Origin of the sequence: Streptomyces anatolicus, assembly GCF_019400875.1 — a bacterium.
GTDB classification, from domain to species: Bacteria; Actinomycetota; Actinomycetes; order Streptomycetales; family Streptomycetaceae; genus Streptomyces; species Streptomyces anatolicus.
On sequence record NZ_WMBF01000107.1, the window covers coordinates 1 to 17,270 of the forward strand.

Consider the following 17,270-nt stretch of genomic DNA (forward strand, 5'->3'; position numbering starts at 1 on the left):
GCGAAAAGGGTGGGTCTTGCGGGACGCGGGACAACACCCCGTCCCCACGACCCCGTAGAACCGCCGAGGCCATGGCAGGATCGACCCCGCCATGACTGCTCCCACAAAGCCCATGCCGCACAGCCCGGCCGCCCCGGGGGACTCCCCCGAGCCCACCGGGGACGCCCTCCACAGCCCCGTCATCGCCTGGTTCGACGCGCACGCCCGTGATCTGCCGTGGCGGCGCCCGGACGCCGGGCCGTGGGGCGTGATGGTCAGCGAGTTCATGCTCCAGCAGACGCCCGTCAGCCGGGTCCTGCCCGTGTACGAACAGTGGCTGGCCCGCTGGCCCCGCCCCGCCGACCTCGCCGGGGAGGCGCCCGGCGAGGCCGTCCGCGCCTGGGGGCGGCTCGGCTATCCGCGCCGCGCCCTGCGGCTGCACGGCGCGGCCGTGGCCATAACGGAGCGGCACGGCGGCGACGTACCCACGCAGCACGCCCAGTTGCTCGCCCTGCCCGGCATCGGGGAGTACACCGCGGCGGCCGTGGCGTCGTTCGCGTACGGACAGCGGCACGCGGTCCTCGACACGAACGTGCGCCGCGTCTTCGCGCGGGCCGTGACCGGCGTGCAGTACCCGCCGAACGCGACGACCGCCGCCGAGCGCAAGCTCGCCCGCGCCCTGCTCCCCGAGGACGCGCGCACCGCGTCCCGCTGGGCCGCCGCCTCGATGGAGCTGGGCGCCCTGGTGTGCACGGCGAAGAACGAGAACTGCGCGCGGTGCCCGATCGCCGACCGCTGCGCCTGGCGCACGGCGGGCAAGCCGGCGCACGACGGCCCGGCCCGCCGCACCCAGACGTACGCGGGCACGGACCGCCAGGTGCGGGGCAAGCTGCTCGCCGTACTCCGCGAGGCCGTGACGCCCGTGCCGCAGGCCGCCCTCGACCGGGTGTGGGACGAGCCGGTGCAGCGGGCCCGCGCGCTGGACGGGCTGGTCGCGGACGGTCTCGTCGAACCCCTGTCCGACGGCCTTTACCGGCTGCCGCTGACCTGACGGCCACCCGGCACCCACCCGGCGCCCACCGGGGCGCCCACCCGGCCGCAGGCGGCGCTTTACCCGCGCCCTACTTCTGTTACACAACCTACGCACAGCCGTGCGCCCCCCGCTGGCTGCTCCGCACAACCCCGTGACACGGCCTCCGTAGCTTCTTACCTGTACCGCACAGGCAAGGACTCGCGGTCGGCATTGGGGACGGAACGGAGGCGGTTTGATATGGCGCACGGCGAGGTGCTCGAGTTCGAAGAGTACGTCCGCACTCGGCAGGACGCCCTGCTGCGCAGTGCCCGGCGCCTGGTTCCGGACCCCGTCGACGCCCAGGACCTCCTCCAGACCGCACTCGTACGCACGTACGGCCGTTGGGACGGCATAGCCGACAAGCGGCTCGCGGACGCCTATCTGCGCCGCGTCATGATCAACACCCGTACGGAGTGGTGGCGCGCCCGCAAGCTCGAGGAGGTGCCCACCGAGCAGCTGCCCGACGCGAGCGTGGAAGACTCCACCGAACAGCACGCGGACCGCGCTCTGCTGATGGACATCATGAAGGTGCTCGCGCCCAAGCAGCGCAGCGTCGTCGTGCTGCGACACTGGGAGCAGATGTCCACAGAGGAGACGGCCGCCGCACTCGGCATGTCGGCAGGAACGGTCAAGAGCACGCTGCACCGGGCGCTCGCCCGCCTCCGCCAGGAGCTGGAGAGCCGGGACCGCGAGGAGCTGGTCGCAAGCGCGCTCGAACGTGAGGAGCGGGAGCGTTGCGCGGCCTAGGCCCCCGGGCCAAGAGAAGTGTGAAGGCGGCGAGTACGGCGGTGGCCGGGCTCGCCGCTCTCGGCCTTTCGCTCTCCGCCTGCTCGACGGGCGGCTCGGGAGCGCGCGACGAGGGCCCGGCCCGCAGCGAGCCCGTGGTCTCCGCCTCGCCCGCCCCGTCGTCCTCGGTCCGCGTGCCGAAGAAGATCGACGCGGTGCGGCTCGTCAAGGAGGACCCGAAGGTCAGCTCCGCCGTCAAACGGGATCTGAAGCCGTGCGCGGGCAAGACGTACCCGGTCGACGTGTCGTACGGGAATCTGACCGGAGGAACCGCCGCCGATGTCGTGGTGAACGTGCTGACCTGCGCGGACGCCGTCGGCATCGGCAGTTACGTGTATCGCGCCCAGGGCGGCAGGTACGAGAATGTCTTTACGGCCGAGGAGCCTGCCTCCGTCTACACCGAGATCGACCGGGGCGACCTGGTCGTGACGAAGCAGCTGTACGAGGAGGGCGACTCGGTGGCCTACCCCTCCGGCGAGGAAGTGATCACGTATCGCTGGTCCTCGCACCGCTTCACCGAGACGGAACGCACGCGCAACGACTTCAGCAACGCGGTGGGCGGCGAGGAGCCCGCGCCGGAGGCGGGTTGACGGCCGTACGTACCGAGTAACGGCCGTACGTACCGAGTAGACGTACTGAGTACACGTAGGCAAGCCCCGTACCCCCCGAAGAGCACCGAGAAGGACTGAGAACATCCGATGGCAGAGCAGACCCATGTCCTGTTCGTCGAGGACGACGACGTCATCCGCGAGGCCACCCAGCTCGCCCTGGAGCGTGACGGTTTCGCGGTGACGGCCATGCCCGACGGCCTGGCGGGCCTGGAGGCGTTCCGCGCGAACCAGCCGGACATCGCGCTGCTCGACGTGATGGTGCCGGGTCTGGACGGCGTCTCGCTGTGCCGCCGTATCCGGGACGAGTCGACCGTCCCGGTGATCATGCTGTCGGCGCGCGCCGACTCCATCGACGTGGTGCTCGGCCTCGAGGCGGGCGCCGACGACTACGTGACCAAGCCGTTCGACGGGGCCGTCCTGGTCGCCCGCATCCGCGCGGTCCTGCGCCGCTTCGGGCACGCGAGCGGTTCCGGGCAGGCCACGACCGCCGCGGACGAGCGCTCGACCACGGACGGCGGCGTGCTGCACTTCGGCGATCTGGAGATCGACACGGAGGGCATGGAGGTCCGCAGGGACGGCGCCCCGGTCGCGCTCACGCCGACCGAGATGCGCCTGCTCCTCGAGTTCTCGTCCGCGCCCGGCACGGTCCTCTCCCGCGACAAGCTCCTTGAGCGCGTGTGGGACTACGGCTGGGGCGGCGACACCCGCGTCGTCGACGTCCATGTGCAGCGGCTGCGCACGAAGGTCGGCCAGGACCGCATCGAGACGGTCCGCGGCTTCGGATACAAGCTCAAGGCGTGAGCGGACGCGTGACGAACGGTGTACGGCGCCGCCTCGGGAGCCGCGCCCACAAGGTGCTCCGATCCAGCTCGCCCGCGGGCCTGCGCTCACGTCTGCGCACGGGCCTGCGCACCGGCGTCCGCTGGAAGATCAGCGCGGCGATCGCGCTGGTCGGCGCGCTGGTCGCGGTGGTCCTGAGCCTGGTCGTGCACAACGCCGCGCGCGTCTCGATGCTCGACAACGCGCGCGACGTGCAGGACGAGCGCATCCAGTTCGCGCTGCGGCTCTACTCCGCCTCCCAGCGGCAGACCCTGCAGTTCGGTACCAAGGTCGACGACCCGGCCCTCCCCGAGGAGCTGCGGCACACGGTCCTCAAGGGCCGCCGCGCCACCTTCGTCGAGGACAAGCCCGACGGGGTGCCGGACATCTGGGCGGCCGTACCGCTCGCCGACGGGCACGTCCTTTCGCTGCACTCCCGCTTCACCGACCGCAGCGCCACCGTCATGAAGGACCTCGACCAGGCGCTGGTCATCGGGTCGATCTCGGTCGTCTTCGGCGGCTGCGCGCTCGGCGTGCTGATCGGCGGGCAGCTGTCGCGGCGGCTGCGCAAGGCGGCGACGGCGGCGAGCGAGGTCGCCCAGGGGCAGACGGACGTCAGTGTCCGTGACGCCATCGGCGGGGTCGTGAAGGACGAGACCGACGATCTGGCGAGCGCCGTCGACGCCATGGCCGACGCCCTCAAGCAGCGCCTGGAAGCCGAGCGGCGGGTCACCGCGGACATCGCGCACGAGCTGCGCACGCCGGTGACCGGGCTGCTCACGGCGGCCGAGCTGCTGCCGCCCGGCCGGCCCAGCGAGCTGGTCAAGGACCGCGCGCAGGCCATGCGCACGCTCGTCGAGGACGTCCTCGAAGTGGCCCGGCTCGACTCCGCGGCCGAGCGTGCCGAGTTGCAGGACATCACGCTCGGCGAGTTCGTGAGCCGGCGGATGGCGGCCCTGACCGCGGACGTGACGGTGACGGTGGTGCACGAGTCGCAGGTCACCACCGACCCGCGCCGCCTGGAACGCATCCTCGGCAACCTCGTCGCCAACGCGGCCAAGCACGGCAAGCCGCCGATCGAGGTCAGCGTCGAGGGCCGCGTGGTGCGAGTGCGCGACCACGGGCCGGGCTTCCCCGAGGCGCTTCTCGACGAGGGGCCGAGCCGCTTCCGCACCGGCAGCACGGACCGTGCGGGGCACGGCCACGGCCTCGGCCTGACCATCGCCGCGGGCCAGGCGCGGGTGCTCGGCGCGCGGCTCACCTTCCGCAACGTACGCCCGGCGGGGGCAGCGCCCGGCGAGCGCTCCGAGGGCGCGGTCGCCGTACTGTGGCTGCCGGAGCACGCGCCCACGAACACCGGGAGCTTCCCGGTCCTCCAACTGCCGGACAACCTCTGACGGCCAGCCGCCCGAGGGGTCAGCAGGACCAGTCCTTGTCGAGGTCGAGGCCGCCCTCGCGGCGCTGCGTGAACGAGAACCAGTTCCCGGAGTCGTCGCGGAAGAGCGCCTCGGTGCCGTACGGACGCTCCTGCGGCTCCTGGAGGAACTCGACGCCGCGCGCCTTCAGCTTCTCGTAGTCCCCGTGGACGTCGTCCGTGACCAGGACGCCCGCCCCGAGGACGCCCTTGGCGACCAGCTTCTTCATCGCCTCGGCCGACTCGGCGTCCAGGGACGGCGGGCCCGGCACCATCAGCGTCAGCTCCACGTCCGGCTGGTCCTTGGCGCCGACCGTGAGCCAGCGCATGCCGCCGTCGCCCATGGTCATGTCCGTACGGACCTCGAGACCGAGCTTCTGGGTGTAGAACTCCTTGGCCCGGTCCTGGTCCAGGACCCAGACGGTGGAGATGGCGAGTCCTTTGATCATGGTCTGCTCCCGACTGCCGTCATCCGGTCATACGTCGATGTTGGCACGCGGCACTGACAACGGCCCCTCGCCCGCGGGCTCGCCCCCGCCGGGACCCGGACCCGCACCCCGCAGCGGGGTCTCCTTCACGAAGAGGGAGGCCAGCAGCGCGGCGACGCCGATGGCCGCGCCCAGCAGGAACGCCGAGTGCGTGCCGGAGGAGACCGCGAACCTGTACGCGTCGCTCACCTGTTCCGGCAGCTTCGCCAGGCTCGCCGCGTCGAGCTGCGCCGACTCCTCGGTGACCTTGCCGCCCAGCTCACCGGCGCGCTCGGCCATCACGTCCTGGACGCGGTGGTTGAAGAGCGCGCCCATGATCGCGACGCCGAACGAGGAGCCGAGCGTACGGAAGAGCGTGGCCGAGGACGAGGCGACGCCCATGTCCTTCATCTCCACGCTGTTCTGCGCGACCAGCATGGTGATCTGCATCAGGAAGCCCATGCCGGCGCCGAGCACCGCCATGTAGAGGCCCGAGGTGAGGCGCGAGGTCCCGGTGTCCATCTGGGCGAGCAGGAAGAAGCCCACGATCATCAGTACGGTGCCGACGATCGGGAACGCCTTGTACTTGCCGGTGGCGGTGGTGTAGCGGCCGGCGAACATGGAGACGACCATCATCGAGAGCAGCATCGGGAGCAGCAGCAGCCCCGAGTTGGTGGCCGACGCGCCCTGTACCGACTGCTGGTAGAGCGGCAGGAAGAGCATCGCGCCGAACATCACGAAGCCGGTGATGAAGCCGATCACGGCCATCAGCGAGAAGTTGCGGCTGCGGAAGATGTGCAGCGGCATGATCGGCTCGGCGGCCTTCTTCTGTACGAAGAGGAAGCCGACGAGCGTGGCGACACCGATCGCGATGAGTTCCATGATCACGGCCGAGTCCCAGGCGTACTCCGTGCCGCCCCAGGTGGTGACGAGCACGAGCGCGCTGATGCCGACGGTGAGCAGGGCCGCGCCGAGGTAGTCGATCCGTCCCTGTGCCTTCTTCTTGGGCAGGTGCAGGACGGCGGTCACCATGGCGAGGGCCACGGCGCCGAGCGGCAGGTTGATGTAGAAGGCCCAGCGCCAGCCGAGGTGGTCGGTGATGGTGCCGCCGACCAGCGGGCCGCCGATCATCGCGACCGCCATGACGCCGGTCATCATGCCCATGTACTTGCCGCGCTCACGCGGCGGCACCAGGTCGCCGATGATCGCCATGACGCCGACCATCAGACCGCCCGCGCCGAGCCCCTGGATCGCGCGGAAGCCGATGAGCTGCCCCATGTCCTGCGCCATGCCGCTCAGCACGGAGCCCACGAGGAAGATCACTATGGCGGTGAGGAAGGCGCCCTTGCGCCCGTACATGTCGCCGACCTTGCCCCAGATCGGGGTGGAGGCCGCGGTGGCCAGGGTGTACCCGGTCACGACCCACGACAGGTGCTCCAGGCCGCCGAGGTCGCCGACGATCGTCGGCATGGCGGGGCTCACGATCATGTTGTCGAGCATCGCGAGCAGCATCGCGATCATCAGCGCCATCAGTACGACGCGCACGCTGCGCGGCCGCGGCTCGGCCTTCTCCCGTGGCCCGGCGCTCCCCCGCTCCGGTTCGGTTGTCGCCGTGGTCTTGTCCGCCATCGTCCCCACTCCCCGCACTCCCCGTACTCCCCAGGACTGCCCTGGACCCCACCGCACGCCTTACTTGCCGCCCGGCTAGTTGACTACACTGAGGGAAGGTAGATCCCCGACTAGCCGGGCGTCAAGTAAGTTAACGGAGCCGAGGAGCACCCCGATGGGCACGGGTACAGGCACAGGCAAGCAGCGGCGCCGCGGGAACACCCGTCAGCGCATCCAGGACGTGGCCCTCGAACTCTTCGCCGAACAGGGGTACGAGAAGACATCGCTGCGCGAGATCGCGGAGCGACTGGAGGTCACGAAGGCGGCGCTGTACTACCACTTCAAGACCAAGGAGGACATCCTCAACAGCATCTTCGACGACCTCACCCGGCCCATCGACGAGCTGATCGCCTGGGGCCACGAGCAGCCGCAGCCGCCCTCCCTCGCCGTCAGGAAGCAGGTCCTGCGCCGCTACAGCGAGATCCTTGTCGACGCGGCGCCGCTCTTCCGCTTCATGCAGGAGAACCAGGCCACGATGCGGGACCTGAAGACGGGCGAGAGCTTCAAGGACCGCATGTTCGAGCTCTACGAGATCCTCAAGGACCCGGACGCGCCGATGACCGACCAGGTGCGGTGCTTCAGCGCGCTGTTCACCATGCACGGCGGGATGTTCGTGCTCAAGGACGTCGAAGGCGACCCCGAGGAGAAGCGGAAGGCCATCCTCGAAGTCGCCATCGATCTGGTCACGCAGGCCCACTCGGGCGGCTGACCGCCCGCCGGGAATCCGGTCGTCAGACCTTCACGCCGACCGAGCGCAGGAAGGCGACGGGGTCGACGGCGGTGCCGTAGTTGGGGGTCGTACGGATCTCGAAGTGCAGGTGCGGGCCGCTGGAGTTGCCGGTGTTGCCGGAGAGGGCGACGCGCTGGCCGGTGGTGACGTTCTGCCCGATGCGGACGTCGACCTTCGAGAGGTGCGCGTACTGCGAGTACGTGCCGTTGCTGTGCTTGATCACGACGGCGTTGCCGTACGCGGGGCCGTCACCGGCGCCGTTGGGGCCGGCCTTGACGACGGTGCCGCCGTGCACGGCGGCGACCGGGGTGCCGACCGAGACGGCGAAGTCCTGGCCGGAGTGCTTGTGGGACCACATGTTGCCGCCGAGACCGAAGGTCGCGGAGAGCGTGTAGCGCTCGACCGGCTGGACCCAGGCGGGAGCCTTGGCGGCGGGGGCCTTCTTGACGCCGGTCTGCTGCGCCTTCTGGGCGGCCTTGGCCTGGGCGGCGGCCTGCGCCTGGACCGGGTTCGCGGAGACGCCGGGCAGCACACCGCCGCTCTTGGCGCTCTCCGCAGCGACCGAGACCCCGGCCCCGAGCAGCGTCGACGCCCCGATGCCCGCGGCGACGACGGCCGCCCGGGTACGGAGCATGGACGGACGGGGATGGTGGGACTTGGTGCGCTTCGACATGGGGACGTCCTTCACAGGCTGAGGGGGCGTGAGGAGACCCGGCGGACGGGAGCGGGTGGAGCCCCGCAAGAACCGCGCTTCGCCGGGTCGGCCATCCCTTGGTAACCCGCGCTCCGATCCCTGCCAAACCCCCCATCTACTACCCAAAGCCGTAGCCGGGCGTCGGCATTTCGCCCTCTTGACACCAACAAATCCGGACAATTACCCCGCGATCCCGTAATGGAATCTTCGGCCACCCAGAGGGTTTAACCCCACGTCGGACCACCCCGGGACGCCTACTGCCTACGGGTCAGCGCCCATCGACCCCCGACGCGACAAAGGTCCCGGAGGTTGCGGGACCAAAGTCCCGCGCGCACCTCGGCCCCGTCCCACTATTCCGCCTAGTAACGGACAAAACGCCTGTGCGGCATGTCACCGGAGCCGAAGATCCACCCCGCCGCCGATGTGACGCCCACTACGCTCACCCCCATGGATCCCGCGGTCATCGGCACCCGCCTGGCATCGAGCGCCCTCACCCCGCTGATCAAGAAACTGTTCGTGCGGGAGGGCCCGGGGGCGGGGCTCGTGCAGCGGCCCGTACGGCTCTCCTCCCTGGTCTCCTTCCGGGGCGAGAAGCGGGTCCTGACCGAGGCGGACGTGCGCCGCCTCGCCGAGCGGCTGGTGACCCGCTCCATACGCCCGCCCGGCGAGCGGCCCTTCCCCGCGGACGAAACCGGCGCGGTCGTCGACGCCCTGTCCCGGGTGCTCCTTGCCCTCGGCGACCTCGACATGGACGACGTCCAGGCGGTCCGCCTCGGCCACCGCAAACTGGCCCGCACCCTCCTCCAGGCCGCGTCGGCCACCGGCCGCCCGGCCACCGCGGGCCTCTCCGCCGACGCCTCCTTCTACCTCGACTCCGTCACCGAGTGGGCCTGCCTGCACATCCTGCAGTTCTTCACGCAGCGCTCCACCTTCCCGGCGGCGACACTGGTCACGCAGAGCCGGGGCCAGGCCGAACTCATCGCCAAGGTCGACGAGCTGATCGCCCGCAGCCCGCTCCCAGGGGCGCGGGACGCGGCCTTCGAAGAGCCCTACCTCGCGTACGTCACCAAGAAGCACGGCAAGCTGACCATCTTCGGCATCGACCTGACGGACACCCCGGGCAAATGGCCGCTGGACGCGGCCTACATGTCCCTGGAGGCGACGGCGCCCGGGCGCGTCACGACGACCCGGTTCCTGACCGGCGCGGAGTACCACGCGGAAGAGGTGGAGGTCGCCGAGCACACCTCCCCGCTCCCCGCCGACCAGGCCCTCGCCGCCCACGACCGCGTCCTGCTGCGCGGTGAGGCGGGCTCCGGCAAGACGACCCTCGTGCAGTGGCTCGCGGTGAGCGCCGCCCGCCAGGGGCCGACCGAGGGCCCCATGTCGTACCTCTACGACCGCATCCCCTACGTCCTCCCCCTACGCACCCTGACCCGCCACGGAGAGCGCCTGCCCGCCCCCGCGGACTTCCTCGCCGCGGTCGGCTGCCCGCTCGCCGGCACCCAGCCCGCGGGCTGGGAGGCACGCGTCCTCGCGGCGGGCCGCGCCCTGGTCCTGATCGACGGCATCGACGAGATCCCGGAGGCCGAACGCGCCGCCACGCGCGCGTGGCTCACCGATCTCATCGACGCCTACCCCGGCAACCGCTGGCTCGTGACCTCACGCCCCTCGGCGGTGCGCACGGACTGGCTCGCCGACGAGGGCTTCACGGAACTGACACTCTCCGCCATGAACGAGACCGAGGTGGCCGCGTTCATCAAGCGCTGGCACGCGGCGGCGGCCACGGGCGCGCCCGACGAGGACGCGGCCCTCATCGCGTACGAGAGTCAGCTCCTCGCGGCGGTGAAGTCGAAGCCGGACCTGGGCCGCCTGGCCACCAACCCTCTGCTGTGCGGCCTGATCTGCGCCCTGCACCGGGATCGCCGAGGCTTCCTCCCCCTGGGCCGCAAGGACCTCTACACGGCCGCCCTCTCCATGCTCCTGGTCCGCAGGGACCGCGAACGGCACATGACCGTCCCCGAGTTGCGGGAGGAACCGCAGCTCCAGCTGCTCCAGCGCCTCGCGTACTGGCTGATCCGCAACGGCCGCACCGTCCTGGACCGCTCACGGGCCGAGGCGATCATCGCGGACGCGCTGCCGTCCGTACCGGAGCTGGCCGCGCTCGGTGACGCCCGGGCCGTCTACGCCCACTTCCTCCACCGCAGCGGCCTCCTGCGTGAACCGGGCCCCGACACCGTCGACTTCGTCCACCGCACCTTCCAGGACTTCCTGGGCGCGCGTGCGGCGGTCGACGAGGGCGACTTCGGCTTCCTCGCCCGGCACGCGGCGGACGACCAGTGGGAGGACGTCATCCGCATGGCGGTGGCCCAGGCGAGGCCCCGCGAACGGGCGGAACTCCTGCGCGACTTGATGGCGTACGGAGACGAGCACCCCGACGAACGCTCCCGCAAGCGCGTCCACCTCCTCGCCGCGGCCTGCCTCGAACACGCGGCGGAGCTGGCCCCGGCGGTGAGGGAAGAGGTGGAGCGGCGGACTGCCGGGCTCATCCCGCCGCGTGACGAAGAGGACGCCCGCGAACTCGCGAAGGCCGGGCCCATGGTGCTCGACCTGTTGCCGGGCCCGGACGGCCTGCATGGCCGGAAGGCCCAACTGGTGACGGTCACCGCCACCCACGTACGGTCCGACGCGGCGCTTCCATTCCTGGCCCGCTTCGTCCGGCACCCCAGCGTCCTGGTCCGCAGCCAGCTGATGTGGGGGTGGCACCGCTACGACTGCCGCGCGTACGCGGAACAGATCATCGCCCACCTCGACGACACCCGCATCAACTTCACCCTCCGCAGCGACGAACAGATCGTGGAGCTGGAACGGCTTGGGCTGTACCCGAAGCGGCTGGACATCAGGGTCGGCGTCTCCCCCGGGGCCGCCTCCCGCTTCCTGGCCGCCTGCGAGCCCACCTTCCTGATGCTGTCCTACTCCCCGGCCCACCTCTCGGCCGAGGCGCTGGCCGCGCTGCACAACCTGGACGAGCTGAACCTCTACAGCCCCTCCGAGGCCGACGAGCCCTGGAGCCTGACGCTGATCCCCGCCGAGGCCCCACTGAAGTTCCTCGGCCTCACGGGATCCCGCCGTTCCGTGCTGGACCTGGAGCTGCTGCCCAGATGGCCGCTGCTGGAGCGCGTGACCTTCCAGGGCGGCGGCCCGGACTCGGCCGCCGACTGGGAGGCGCTCGCCCGCCTGCCCCGGCTCATCTGGCTGCGCTGCGGCTCCCGAAGCCTGTCGCACGCGCCCGAGGGACTGAGCCTGCCGGGCCTCACAGACCTCCAGCTTTCCTCTGACGGCGACTGGGACGCTGCGATGGCCCGCCTCGGCGCCCTCGTGCCGGGGCTCCAGCACCTCTTCGTGGAAGACCCCGCCGACACAGGAGCGGCCGAGGCCGGACAGCCACCGGACCTCTCCGCCGTGCCCGCCCACCTCCGTATCCGGACCTACGGCCTGTCCACGCCCTGAGCGCCCCCCGCCTACGAAAAAGGGGGCTGCCCCGAACCCGTAAGAACCGGTTCGAGGCAGCCCCTCCAAGCGCACCCTGAAAGGGCTACGCCTCCTTGCTCAGGTTCGGGCCCGCGCCGCCGCCGGCGGCCGACTCGATCGGCGGCACGTCGGGCAGTGCCGCCTTCTCCTCGCCACGGAAGGTGAACGTGGCGGTCTCGCCCTCGCCCTCCGTGTCGACGACCACGATGTGGCCCGGACGCAGCTCGCCGAAGAGGATCTTCTCGGAGAGGGTGTCCTCGACCTCGCGCTGGATCGTGCGCCGCAGCGGACGCGCGCCGAGCACCGGGTCGTAACCCTTCTTCGCGAGCAGTTCCTTCGCGGACTGGGAGAGCTCGATGCCCATGTCCCGGTCCTTCAGGCGCTCATCCACCTTGGTGATCATCAGGTCGACGATCTGGAGGATGTCCTCCCGGCTGAGCTGCGGGAAGACGACGACGTCGTCCACGCGGTTCAGGAACTCCGGGCGGAAGTGCTGCTTCAGCTCGTCGCTGACCTTGTTCTTCATCCGCTCGTAGTTGGACTTCGTGTCGCCCTGGGCCGCGAAGCCGAGGTTGAAGCCCTTCGAGATGTCACGGGTTCCAAGGTTGGTCGTCATGATGATGACCGTGTTCTTGAAGTCCACGACACGACCCTGGGAGTCGGTCAGGCGACCGTCCTCCAGAATCTGCAGGAGCGAGTTGAAGATGTCCGGGTGGGCCTTCTCGACCTCGTCGAAAAGAACGACGGAGAACGGCTTGCGGCGGACCTTCTCGGTCAGCTGGCCGCCCTCTTCGTAACCCACGTAACCGGGAGGCGAGCCGAAGAGACGCGAGACCGTGTGCTTCTCGCTGAACTCCGACATGTCGAGGGAGATCAACGCGTCCTCGTCGCCGAAGAGGAATTCGGCGAGCGCCTTGGACAGCTCGGTCTTACCGACACCGGACGGACCGGCGAAGATGAACGAGCCGCCGGGACGCTTCGGGTCCTTCAGACCCGCACGCGTACGCCGGATCGCCTTCGAGAGCGCCTTGACGGCGTCCTTCTGGCCGATGACGCGCTTGTGCAGCTCGTCCTCCATGCGCAGCAGACGGGAGGACTCCTCCTCCGTCAGCTTGAAGACCGGAATGCCGGTGGCCGTGGCCAGGACCTCGGCGATCAGCTCGCCGTCGACCTCGGCGACGACGTCCATGTCGCCGGCCTTCCACTCCTTCTCGCGCTTGGCCTTCGCGGCAAGCAGCTGCTTCTCCTTGTCACGGAGAGAGGCGGCCTTCTCGAAGTCCTGCGAGTCGATCGCGGACTCCTTGTCGCGACGGACACCCGCGATCTTCTCGTCGAACTCGCGGAGGTCCGGCGGCGCGGTCATCCGGCGGATGCGCATCCGGGAACCGGCCTCGTCGATCAGGTCGATCGCCTTGTCCGGCAGGAAGCGGTCCGAGATGTACCGGTCGGCCAGGGTGGCGGCCTGGACAAGCGCCTCGTCGGTGATCGAGACGCGGTGGTGCGCCTCGTACCGGTCGCGCAGACCCTTGAGGATCTCGATGGTGTGCGGCAGCGACGGCTCGGCGACCTGGATGGGCTGGAAGCGGCGCTCGAGCGCGGCGTCCTTCTCCAGGTGCTTGCGGTACTCGTCGAGCGTGGTGGCACCGATGGTCTGCAGCTCACCGCGGGCCAGCATCGGCTTCAGGATCGAAGCGGCGTCGATGGCGCCCTCGGCGGCACCCGCACCGACCAGCGTGTGCAGCTCGTCGATGAACAGGATGATGTCGCCGCGGGTGCGGATCTCCTTGAGGACCTTCTTCAGGCGCTCCTCGAAGTCACCGCGGTAGCGGGAACCCGCGACCAGCGCGCCGAGGTCCAGGGTGTAGAGGTGCTTGTCCTTGAGGGTCTCGGGCACCTCGCCCTTGACGATGGCCTGGGCGAGGCCCTCGACGACGGCGGTCTTGCCGACGCCGGGCTCACCGATCAGCACCGGGTTGTTCTTCGTACGGCGGGACAGCACCTGCATGACCCGCTCGATCTCCTTCTCGCGCCCGATGACCGGGTCGAGCTTGGACTCACGGGCGGCCTGCGTCAGATTCCGGCCGAACTGGTCGAGCACCAGGGACGTGGAGGGCGTGCCCTCGGCAGGACCGCCGGCGGTGGCGGTCTCCTTGCCCTGGTAACCGGAGAGCAGCTGGATGACCTGCTGCCGCACCCGGTTGAGATCGGCGCCCAGCTTGACCAGGACCTGGGCGGCGACGCCCTCGCCCTCACGGATCAGGCCGAGCAGGATGTGCTCCGTGCCGATGTAGTTGTGGCCCAGCTGAAGGGCCTCGCGGAGCGACAGCTCCAGGACCTTCTTGGCACGGGGGGTGAAGGGGATGTGCCCGGACGGGGCCTGCTGGCCCTGGCCGATGATCTCCTCCACCTGCTGGCGGACCGCCTCGAGCGAAATCCCGAGGCTCTCCAGGGCCTTAGCGGCGACACCCTCGCCCTCGTGGATCAAGCCCAGGAGGATGTGCTCGGTGCCGATGTAGTTGTGGTTGAGCATCCGGGCTTCTTCCTGAGCCAGGACGACAACCCGCCGCGCGCGGTCGGTGAACCTCTCGAACATCGTTAATCGCTCCTCAGAGCGGTCAGGCAGTAAGGGGTCGGTCCCCTCCCTGTCCTTCCGCAGCTTAGTCCCGCAAGCGGGGACCGCTCATTCCAACTGCCGACACCCGGCCCCCTTCACGGGGGAAGTCCTGACCTCGAACGCCGACAACAGCTCCAACCCGATGGTGCGAGACGATGTTCCCGCAGGCCAGGCAGATACCCTCACCATCAGTACGCCGATGGCGAACGTGAGACGCCGAAGACCGCGTGTCGCCCCTCCCCACTAGGGATGTCTTACCCGCAAGCACTCACACTCCATGCGGCGCGCCCCGGTTCCCTCCGCTACGGGCGAACACCCTTGCGCCGCCGAACACGCCCTCGCGCCTTCTTTCCGGCCACCGTACGCATCTGTTCCGCGACCGCGCGTAACCCCGACGGCCTTCCGGCTGTTGCTGGGACATGGCCCCCACAGTTCCTCAGCCCCGCACGCCGGTCGAGCAGAGCGACCCGGTGCGCCAGTGGTACGAGAACGGACTCGGCTGGGCGACCGCGCCCGAGCCCGGCCCGGTGCGCCTACTGACGGGGCTCCGCTTCGACGTCCTGGAACTTCCCGCGGAGGCGGGCTTCGCCGCGCTGCGCCACCTCGGGCCGAAAGCGCCGGTGGCGCTGCACGGGGAAACGATGCGGCTGCTGGTGAGCGCGGGGAGCGCGGACGAGCTGCCGGGGCTGCTCGACTGGCTGGAGTGGGGGGACATCCCCCTCGGCCTCACCGCCGTCGGTGCGGGCGGGCGGATCGACGCGCCCACGCCTCCGGGGTGGTCCGGCTCACGGGGGGCCGCCGTATGGCTGCGACCCCCGGAGCCCGGGTGCGAGGTGGAGCCGACGCTGCCGGCGCTCGTGTCCCTGCCCGCGGTGGGGGGAGGCGGGACCGCGCACCACAGCGACCCCGCCGTGGGCTCCGATCTCGTACGGCTCGTGGACACGGCTGCGACGCAGTGCCACCGGGTCAGGCTGCGCCGTCGCAGCCGTCAGCCGTTGGCCTTCTCGTAGGCCTCACGGATCGAGGCGGGAACACGGCCGCGGTCGTTGACCTCAAAACCGTTCTCCTTCGCCCAGGCGCGGATCGCGGCGGTGTCCTGACCACCGCTCGCCGCCGCCGAGCGCGCCTTGCCGCGGCCGCCCGAGCCACGGCCGCCGGTACGCCGGCCGGCCTTGACGAAGTCCTCCAGGGCGCCACGGAGCTTGTCCGCGTTGGCCGTGGTGAGGTCGATCTCGTAGGACTTGCCGTCCAACGCAAACGTCACGGTCTCGTCCGCCTCGCCACCGTCGAGGTCATCGACAAGAAGGACCTGAACCTTCTGTGCCACTGGATTTCCTTTCATCGATAACTTGGAGGCCGGTCCAGGCGGCGTACGCCACCGATTCACCGGCCCCTGTTATATGCAGTACTGCAGTACGTCGGAAAGCAAACCGCTTTTGCCGGAAAAACACAAACCCCTGGGAGAGACCCGGGACCCCGAGAAGCCTGGAAACATGCGCGTTTCGGACATAGGCCACCGGGGCACGAGGCGGCCCGGAATACCACAGTGGCGATCACAGATGCAGAAGCATCCGGCTGTTGCCCAAGGTGTTCGGTTTCACTCGTTCGAGGCCGAGGAACTCCGCGACGCCCTCGTCATAGGAACGCAGCAGCTCGCTGTAGACATCTCCGTCGACCGGAGTCTCGCCGATCTCCACGAAGCCGTGCTTGGCGAAGAAGTCGACTTCGAAGGTCAGACAGAAAACCTTGCGCACACCGAGCCACCGGGCGGTCTGGAGCAACTTCCCAAGCAGCTGATGCCCCACTCCGACGCCCTTGACCTCGGGATTCACCGCCAGGGTGCGTACTTCCGCGAGGTCTTCCCACATCACGTGCAGGGCCCCGCAGCCGACCAACTCGGCGTTGTCGTCCCGTTCCGCCACCCAGAACTCCTGGATGTCCTCGTAAAGAGTCACCGTCGCTTTGTCGAGGAGGATGCGCTCGCGGACGTAGGAGTCGAGGAGCCTGCGCACGGCCGGCACATCGGAGGTTCGCGCCCTGCGGACGGAGACCGCTTTTGCGCTGAGTTCGCTGAGTTCGGGGACCTCTGCTGCCATGAGCGGACGCTATCGCTCTGCGCCGCGCTCCGCCGAGCCGGGGTTCTCCGGGCCTTGGACGATACGCATGGCGTCGCTCAGCGCTTCCCGCTGTTCCTCCGACATCATGCCGAAGAAGGCGACGAGTGCGGCCGCGGGGTTGTCGCTCTGCGACCAGGCTTCGTTCATCAGTGCGGCCGCGTAGGCGGCACGAGTGGAGACCGCCTCATATCGATAGGCCCGGCCTTCCGCTTCGCGACGCACCCAGCCCTTCTGATGGAGATTGTCCAAAACGGTCATCACGGTCGTGTAGGCGATGGACCGTTCCTGCTGAAGGTCTTCCAGGACTTCTCGAACGGTCACGGGGCGGTTCCACTTCCACACCCGTGTCATGACGGAGTCTTCGAGTTCTCCCAATGGACGAGGCACAGTTGAACAATAGTGGGAGACGTCACTATTGGCGTGATGCGTGAGGGACGTGGCGTACGCCTAATTACGCGACATTACGCGACATCGCACAACAACAAGGGCGCACGGCTCGGCGAGGTCGCGAGTCGTACGCCCTGGTGGGTGTGGGTGCGGGGTCAGGCGCCGCCGGTCTTCGGTGCCTGGCGGACGGCTTCGGCGCGGCTGATCGCGGCGTCGGCCGCCGCGTCCTCCTTGGCCTTGTTGGCGCCGCCCTGGGTCTTCACGATCGTCACGATGAGACCGCCGAAGAACACGGCCATCACTACAGGGGGCAGGAGCGCGGAAACGTAGTCCATGCCCCCAGAGTAGCTAGCCCGCGGCGAGCTGGTGCGGGGGGTCCGCGGG

At 69.8% G+C, this 17,270-nt stretch carries 16 protein-coding genes; 8 read left to right on the forward strand and 8 right to left on the reverse strand.

The window, feature by feature from the left end; translation table 11 throughout:
- Positions 1-91: 91 nt before the first annotated feature.
- The 5 genes from GKQ77_RS12860 (at position 92) to cseC (ending at position 4,664) form a co-directional block, all read left to right on the forward strand.
- A complete protein-coding gene (locus GKQ77_RS12860) occupies positions 92-1,030 on the forward strand; it encodes an iron-sulfur binding domain-containing protein (RefSeq protein WP_219688855.1) in 939 nt (312 codons plus the stop codon).
- 219 nt (positions 1,031-1,249) lie between these two features.
- Positions 1,250-1,798 (forward strand): SigE family RNA polymerase sigma factor, encoded by a 549-nt coding sequence (locus tag GKQ77_RS12865; protein WP_125514296.1) that lies wholly within the window; start codon positions 1,250-1,252, stop codon positions 1,796-1,798.
- A gap of 20 nt (positions 1,799-1,818) precedes the next feature.
- A complete protein-coding gene (locus GKQ77_RS12870) occupies positions 1,819-2,427 on the forward strand; it encodes a hypothetical protein (protein ID WP_308117644.1) in 609 nt (202 codons plus the stop codon).
- A 108-nt stretch (positions 2,428-2,535) separates the two neighbouring features.
- Positions 2,536-3,249, forward strand: coding sequence for a two-component system response regulator CseB (gene cseB, locus GKQ77_RS12875; RefSeq protein WP_219688857.1), 714 nt, complete (start codon positions 2,536-2,538; stop codon positions 3,247-3,249).
- A 53-nt stretch (positions 3,250-3,302) separates the two neighbouring features.
- On the forward strand, positions 3,303-4,664 hold the full coding sequence (gene cseC, locus GKQ77_RS12880) for a two-component system sensor histidine kinase CseC (protein ID WP_308117646.1): 1,362 nt from the start codon (positions 3,303-3,305) through the stop codon (positions 4,662-4,664).
- Between the two features lie 19 nt (positions 4,665-4,683).
- Here cseC and GKQ77_RS12885 read toward each other — a convergent pair whose 3' ends face one another.
- Complete coding sequence (locus GKQ77_RS12885) at positions 4,684-5,130, reverse strand: VOC family protein (protein WP_219688858.1); 447 nt, start codon at positions 5,128-5,130, stop codon at positions 4,684-4,686.
- Between the two features lie 27 nt (positions 5,131-5,157).
- Positions 5,158-6,777: an MDR family MFS transporter gene (locus tag GKQ77_RS12890; RefSeq protein WP_219688859.1), complete on the reverse strand. Its 1,620-nt coding sequence runs from the start codon at positions 6,775-6,777 to the stop codon at positions 5,158-5,160.
- Between the two features lie 154 nt (positions 6,778-6,931).
- Between GKQ77_RS12890 and GKQ77_RS12895 the strand changes: the two genes are divergently transcribed.
- A complete protein-coding gene (locus GKQ77_RS12895) occupies positions 6,932-7,525 on the forward strand; it encodes a TetR/AcrR family transcriptional regulator (protein ID WP_219688860.1) in 594 nt (197 codons plus the stop codon).
- 22 nt (positions 7,526-7,547) lie between these two features.
- Here GKQ77_RS12895 and GKQ77_RS12900 read toward each other — a convergent pair whose 3' ends face one another.
- Positions 7,548-8,219, reverse strand: a complete 672-nt coding sequence (locus GKQ77_RS12900) for a M23 family metallopeptidase (RefSeq protein WP_219688861.1) — start codon at positions 8,217-8,219, stop codon at positions 7,548-7,550.
- Between the two features lie 468 nt (positions 8,220-8,687).
- On the opposite strand from GKQ77_RS12900, the gene GKQ77_RS12905 reads away from it, so the two are divergent.
- On the forward strand, positions 8,688-11,747 hold the full coding sequence (locus GKQ77_RS12905) for an NACHT domain-containing protein (protein ID WP_219688862.1): 3,060 nt from the start codon (positions 8,688-8,690) through the stop codon (positions 11,745-11,747).
- Positions 11,748-11,832: 85 nt separating this feature from the next.
- Here GKQ77_RS12905 and GKQ77_RS12910 read toward each other — a convergent pair whose 3' ends face one another.
- Positions 11,833-14,361, reverse strand: coding sequence for an ATP-dependent Clp protease ATP-binding subunit (locus GKQ77_RS12910; RefSeq protein WP_125514288.1), 2,529 nt, complete (start codon positions 14,359-14,361; stop codon positions 11,833-11,835).
- A gap of 440 nt (positions 14,362-14,801) precedes the next feature.
- On the opposite strand from GKQ77_RS12910, the gene GKQ77_RS12915 reads away from it, so the two are divergent.
- Positions 14,802-15,392 carry an SCO3374 family protein gene (locus GKQ77_RS12915; protein WP_219688863.1) on the forward strand — a complete coding sequence of 197 codons (591 nt, stop codon included), beginning with the start codon at positions 14,802-14,804 and terminating at the stop codon, positions 15,390-15,392.
- Here GKQ77_RS12915 and GKQ77_RS12920 read toward each other — a convergent pair.
- The 4 genes from GKQ77_RS12920 to GKQ77_RS12935 form a co-directional block, all read right to left on the reverse strand.
- Positions 15,371-15,709 carry a histone-like nucleoid-structuring protein Lsr2 gene (locus GKQ77_RS12920; protein ID WP_125514286.1) on the reverse strand — a complete coding sequence of 113 codons (339 nt, stop codon included), beginning with the start codon at positions 15,707-15,709 and terminating at the stop codon, positions 15,371-15,373. The two genes, GKQ77_RS12915 and GKQ77_RS12920, sit on opposite strands and share 22 nt — an antisense overlap.
- Positions 15,710-15,935: 226 nt before the next feature.
- Positions 15,936-16,478, reverse strand: coding sequence for an amino-acid N-acetyltransferase (locus GKQ77_RS12925; RefSeq protein WP_125514285.1), 543 nt, complete (start codon positions 16,476-16,478; stop codon positions 15,936-15,938).
- A gap of 9 nt (positions 16,479-16,487) precedes the next feature.
- Complete coding sequence (locus GKQ77_RS12930; RefSeq protein ID WP_219688864.1) at positions 16,488-16,874, reverse strand: BlaI/MecI/CopY family transcriptional regulator; 387 nt, start codon at positions 16,872-16,874, stop codon at positions 16,488-16,490.
- 167 nt (positions 16,875-17,041) lie between these two features.
- A complete protein-coding gene (locus GKQ77_RS12935) occupies positions 17,042-17,221 on the reverse strand; it encodes a hypothetical protein (RefSeq protein WP_219688865.1) in 180 nt (59 codons plus the stop codon).
- Positions 17,222-17,270: the final 49 nt, after the last annotated feature.

Excerpts from the sequence above, each read along its gene's own strand:
- GKQ77_RS12860 (WP_219688855.1), top strand. The coding sequence starts at position 92 with ATGACTGCTCCCACAAAGCCCATGCCGCACAGCCCGGCCGCCCCGGGG.
- GKQ77_RS12865 (WP_125514296.1), top strand. The coding sequence starts at position 1,250 with ATGGCGCACGGCGAGGTGCTCGAGTTCGAAGAGTACGTCCGCACTCGG.
- cseB (WP_219688857.1), top strand. The coding sequence starts at position 2,536 with ATGGCAGAGCAGACCCATGTCCTGTTCGTCGAGGACGACGACGTCATC.
- GKQ77_RS12885 (WP_219688858.1), bottom strand. The coding sequence starts at position 5,130 with ATGATCAAAGGACTCGCCATCTCCACCGTCTGGGTCCTGGACCAGGAC.
- GKQ77_RS12890 (WP_219688859.1), bottom strand. The coding sequence starts at position 6,777 with ATGGCGGACAAGACCACGGCGACAACCGAACCGGAGCGGGGGAGCGCC.
- GKQ77_RS12895 (WP_219688860.1), top strand. The coding sequence starts at position 6,932 with ATGGGCACGGGTACAGGCACAGGCAAGCAGCGGCGCCGCGGGAACACC.
- GKQ77_RS12900 (WP_219688861.1), bottom strand. The coding sequence starts at position 8,219 with ATGTCGAAGCGCACCAAGTCCCACCATCCCCGTCCGTCCATGCTCCGT.
- GKQ77_RS12905 (WP_219688862.1), top strand. The coding sequence starts at position 8,688 with ATGGATCCCGCGGTCATCGGCACCCGCCTGGCATCGAGCGCCCTCACC.
- GKQ77_RS12910 (WP_125514288.1), bottom strand. The coding sequence starts at position 14,361 with ATGTTCGAGAGGTTCACCGACCGCGCGCGGCGGGTTGTCGTCCTGGCT.
- GKQ77_RS12915 (WP_219688863.1), top strand. The coding sequence starts at position 14,802 with ATGGCCCCCACAGTTCCTCAGCCCCGCACGCCGGTCGAGCAGAGCGAC.
- GKQ77_RS12925 (WP_125514285.1), bottom strand. The coding sequence starts at position 16,478 with ATGGCAGCAGAGGTCCCCGAACTCAGCGAACTCAGCGCAAAAGCGGTC.
- GKQ77_RS12935 (WP_219688865.1), bottom strand. The coding sequence starts at position 17,221 with ATGGACTACGTTTCCGCGCTCCTGCCCCCTGTAGTGATGGCCGTGTTC.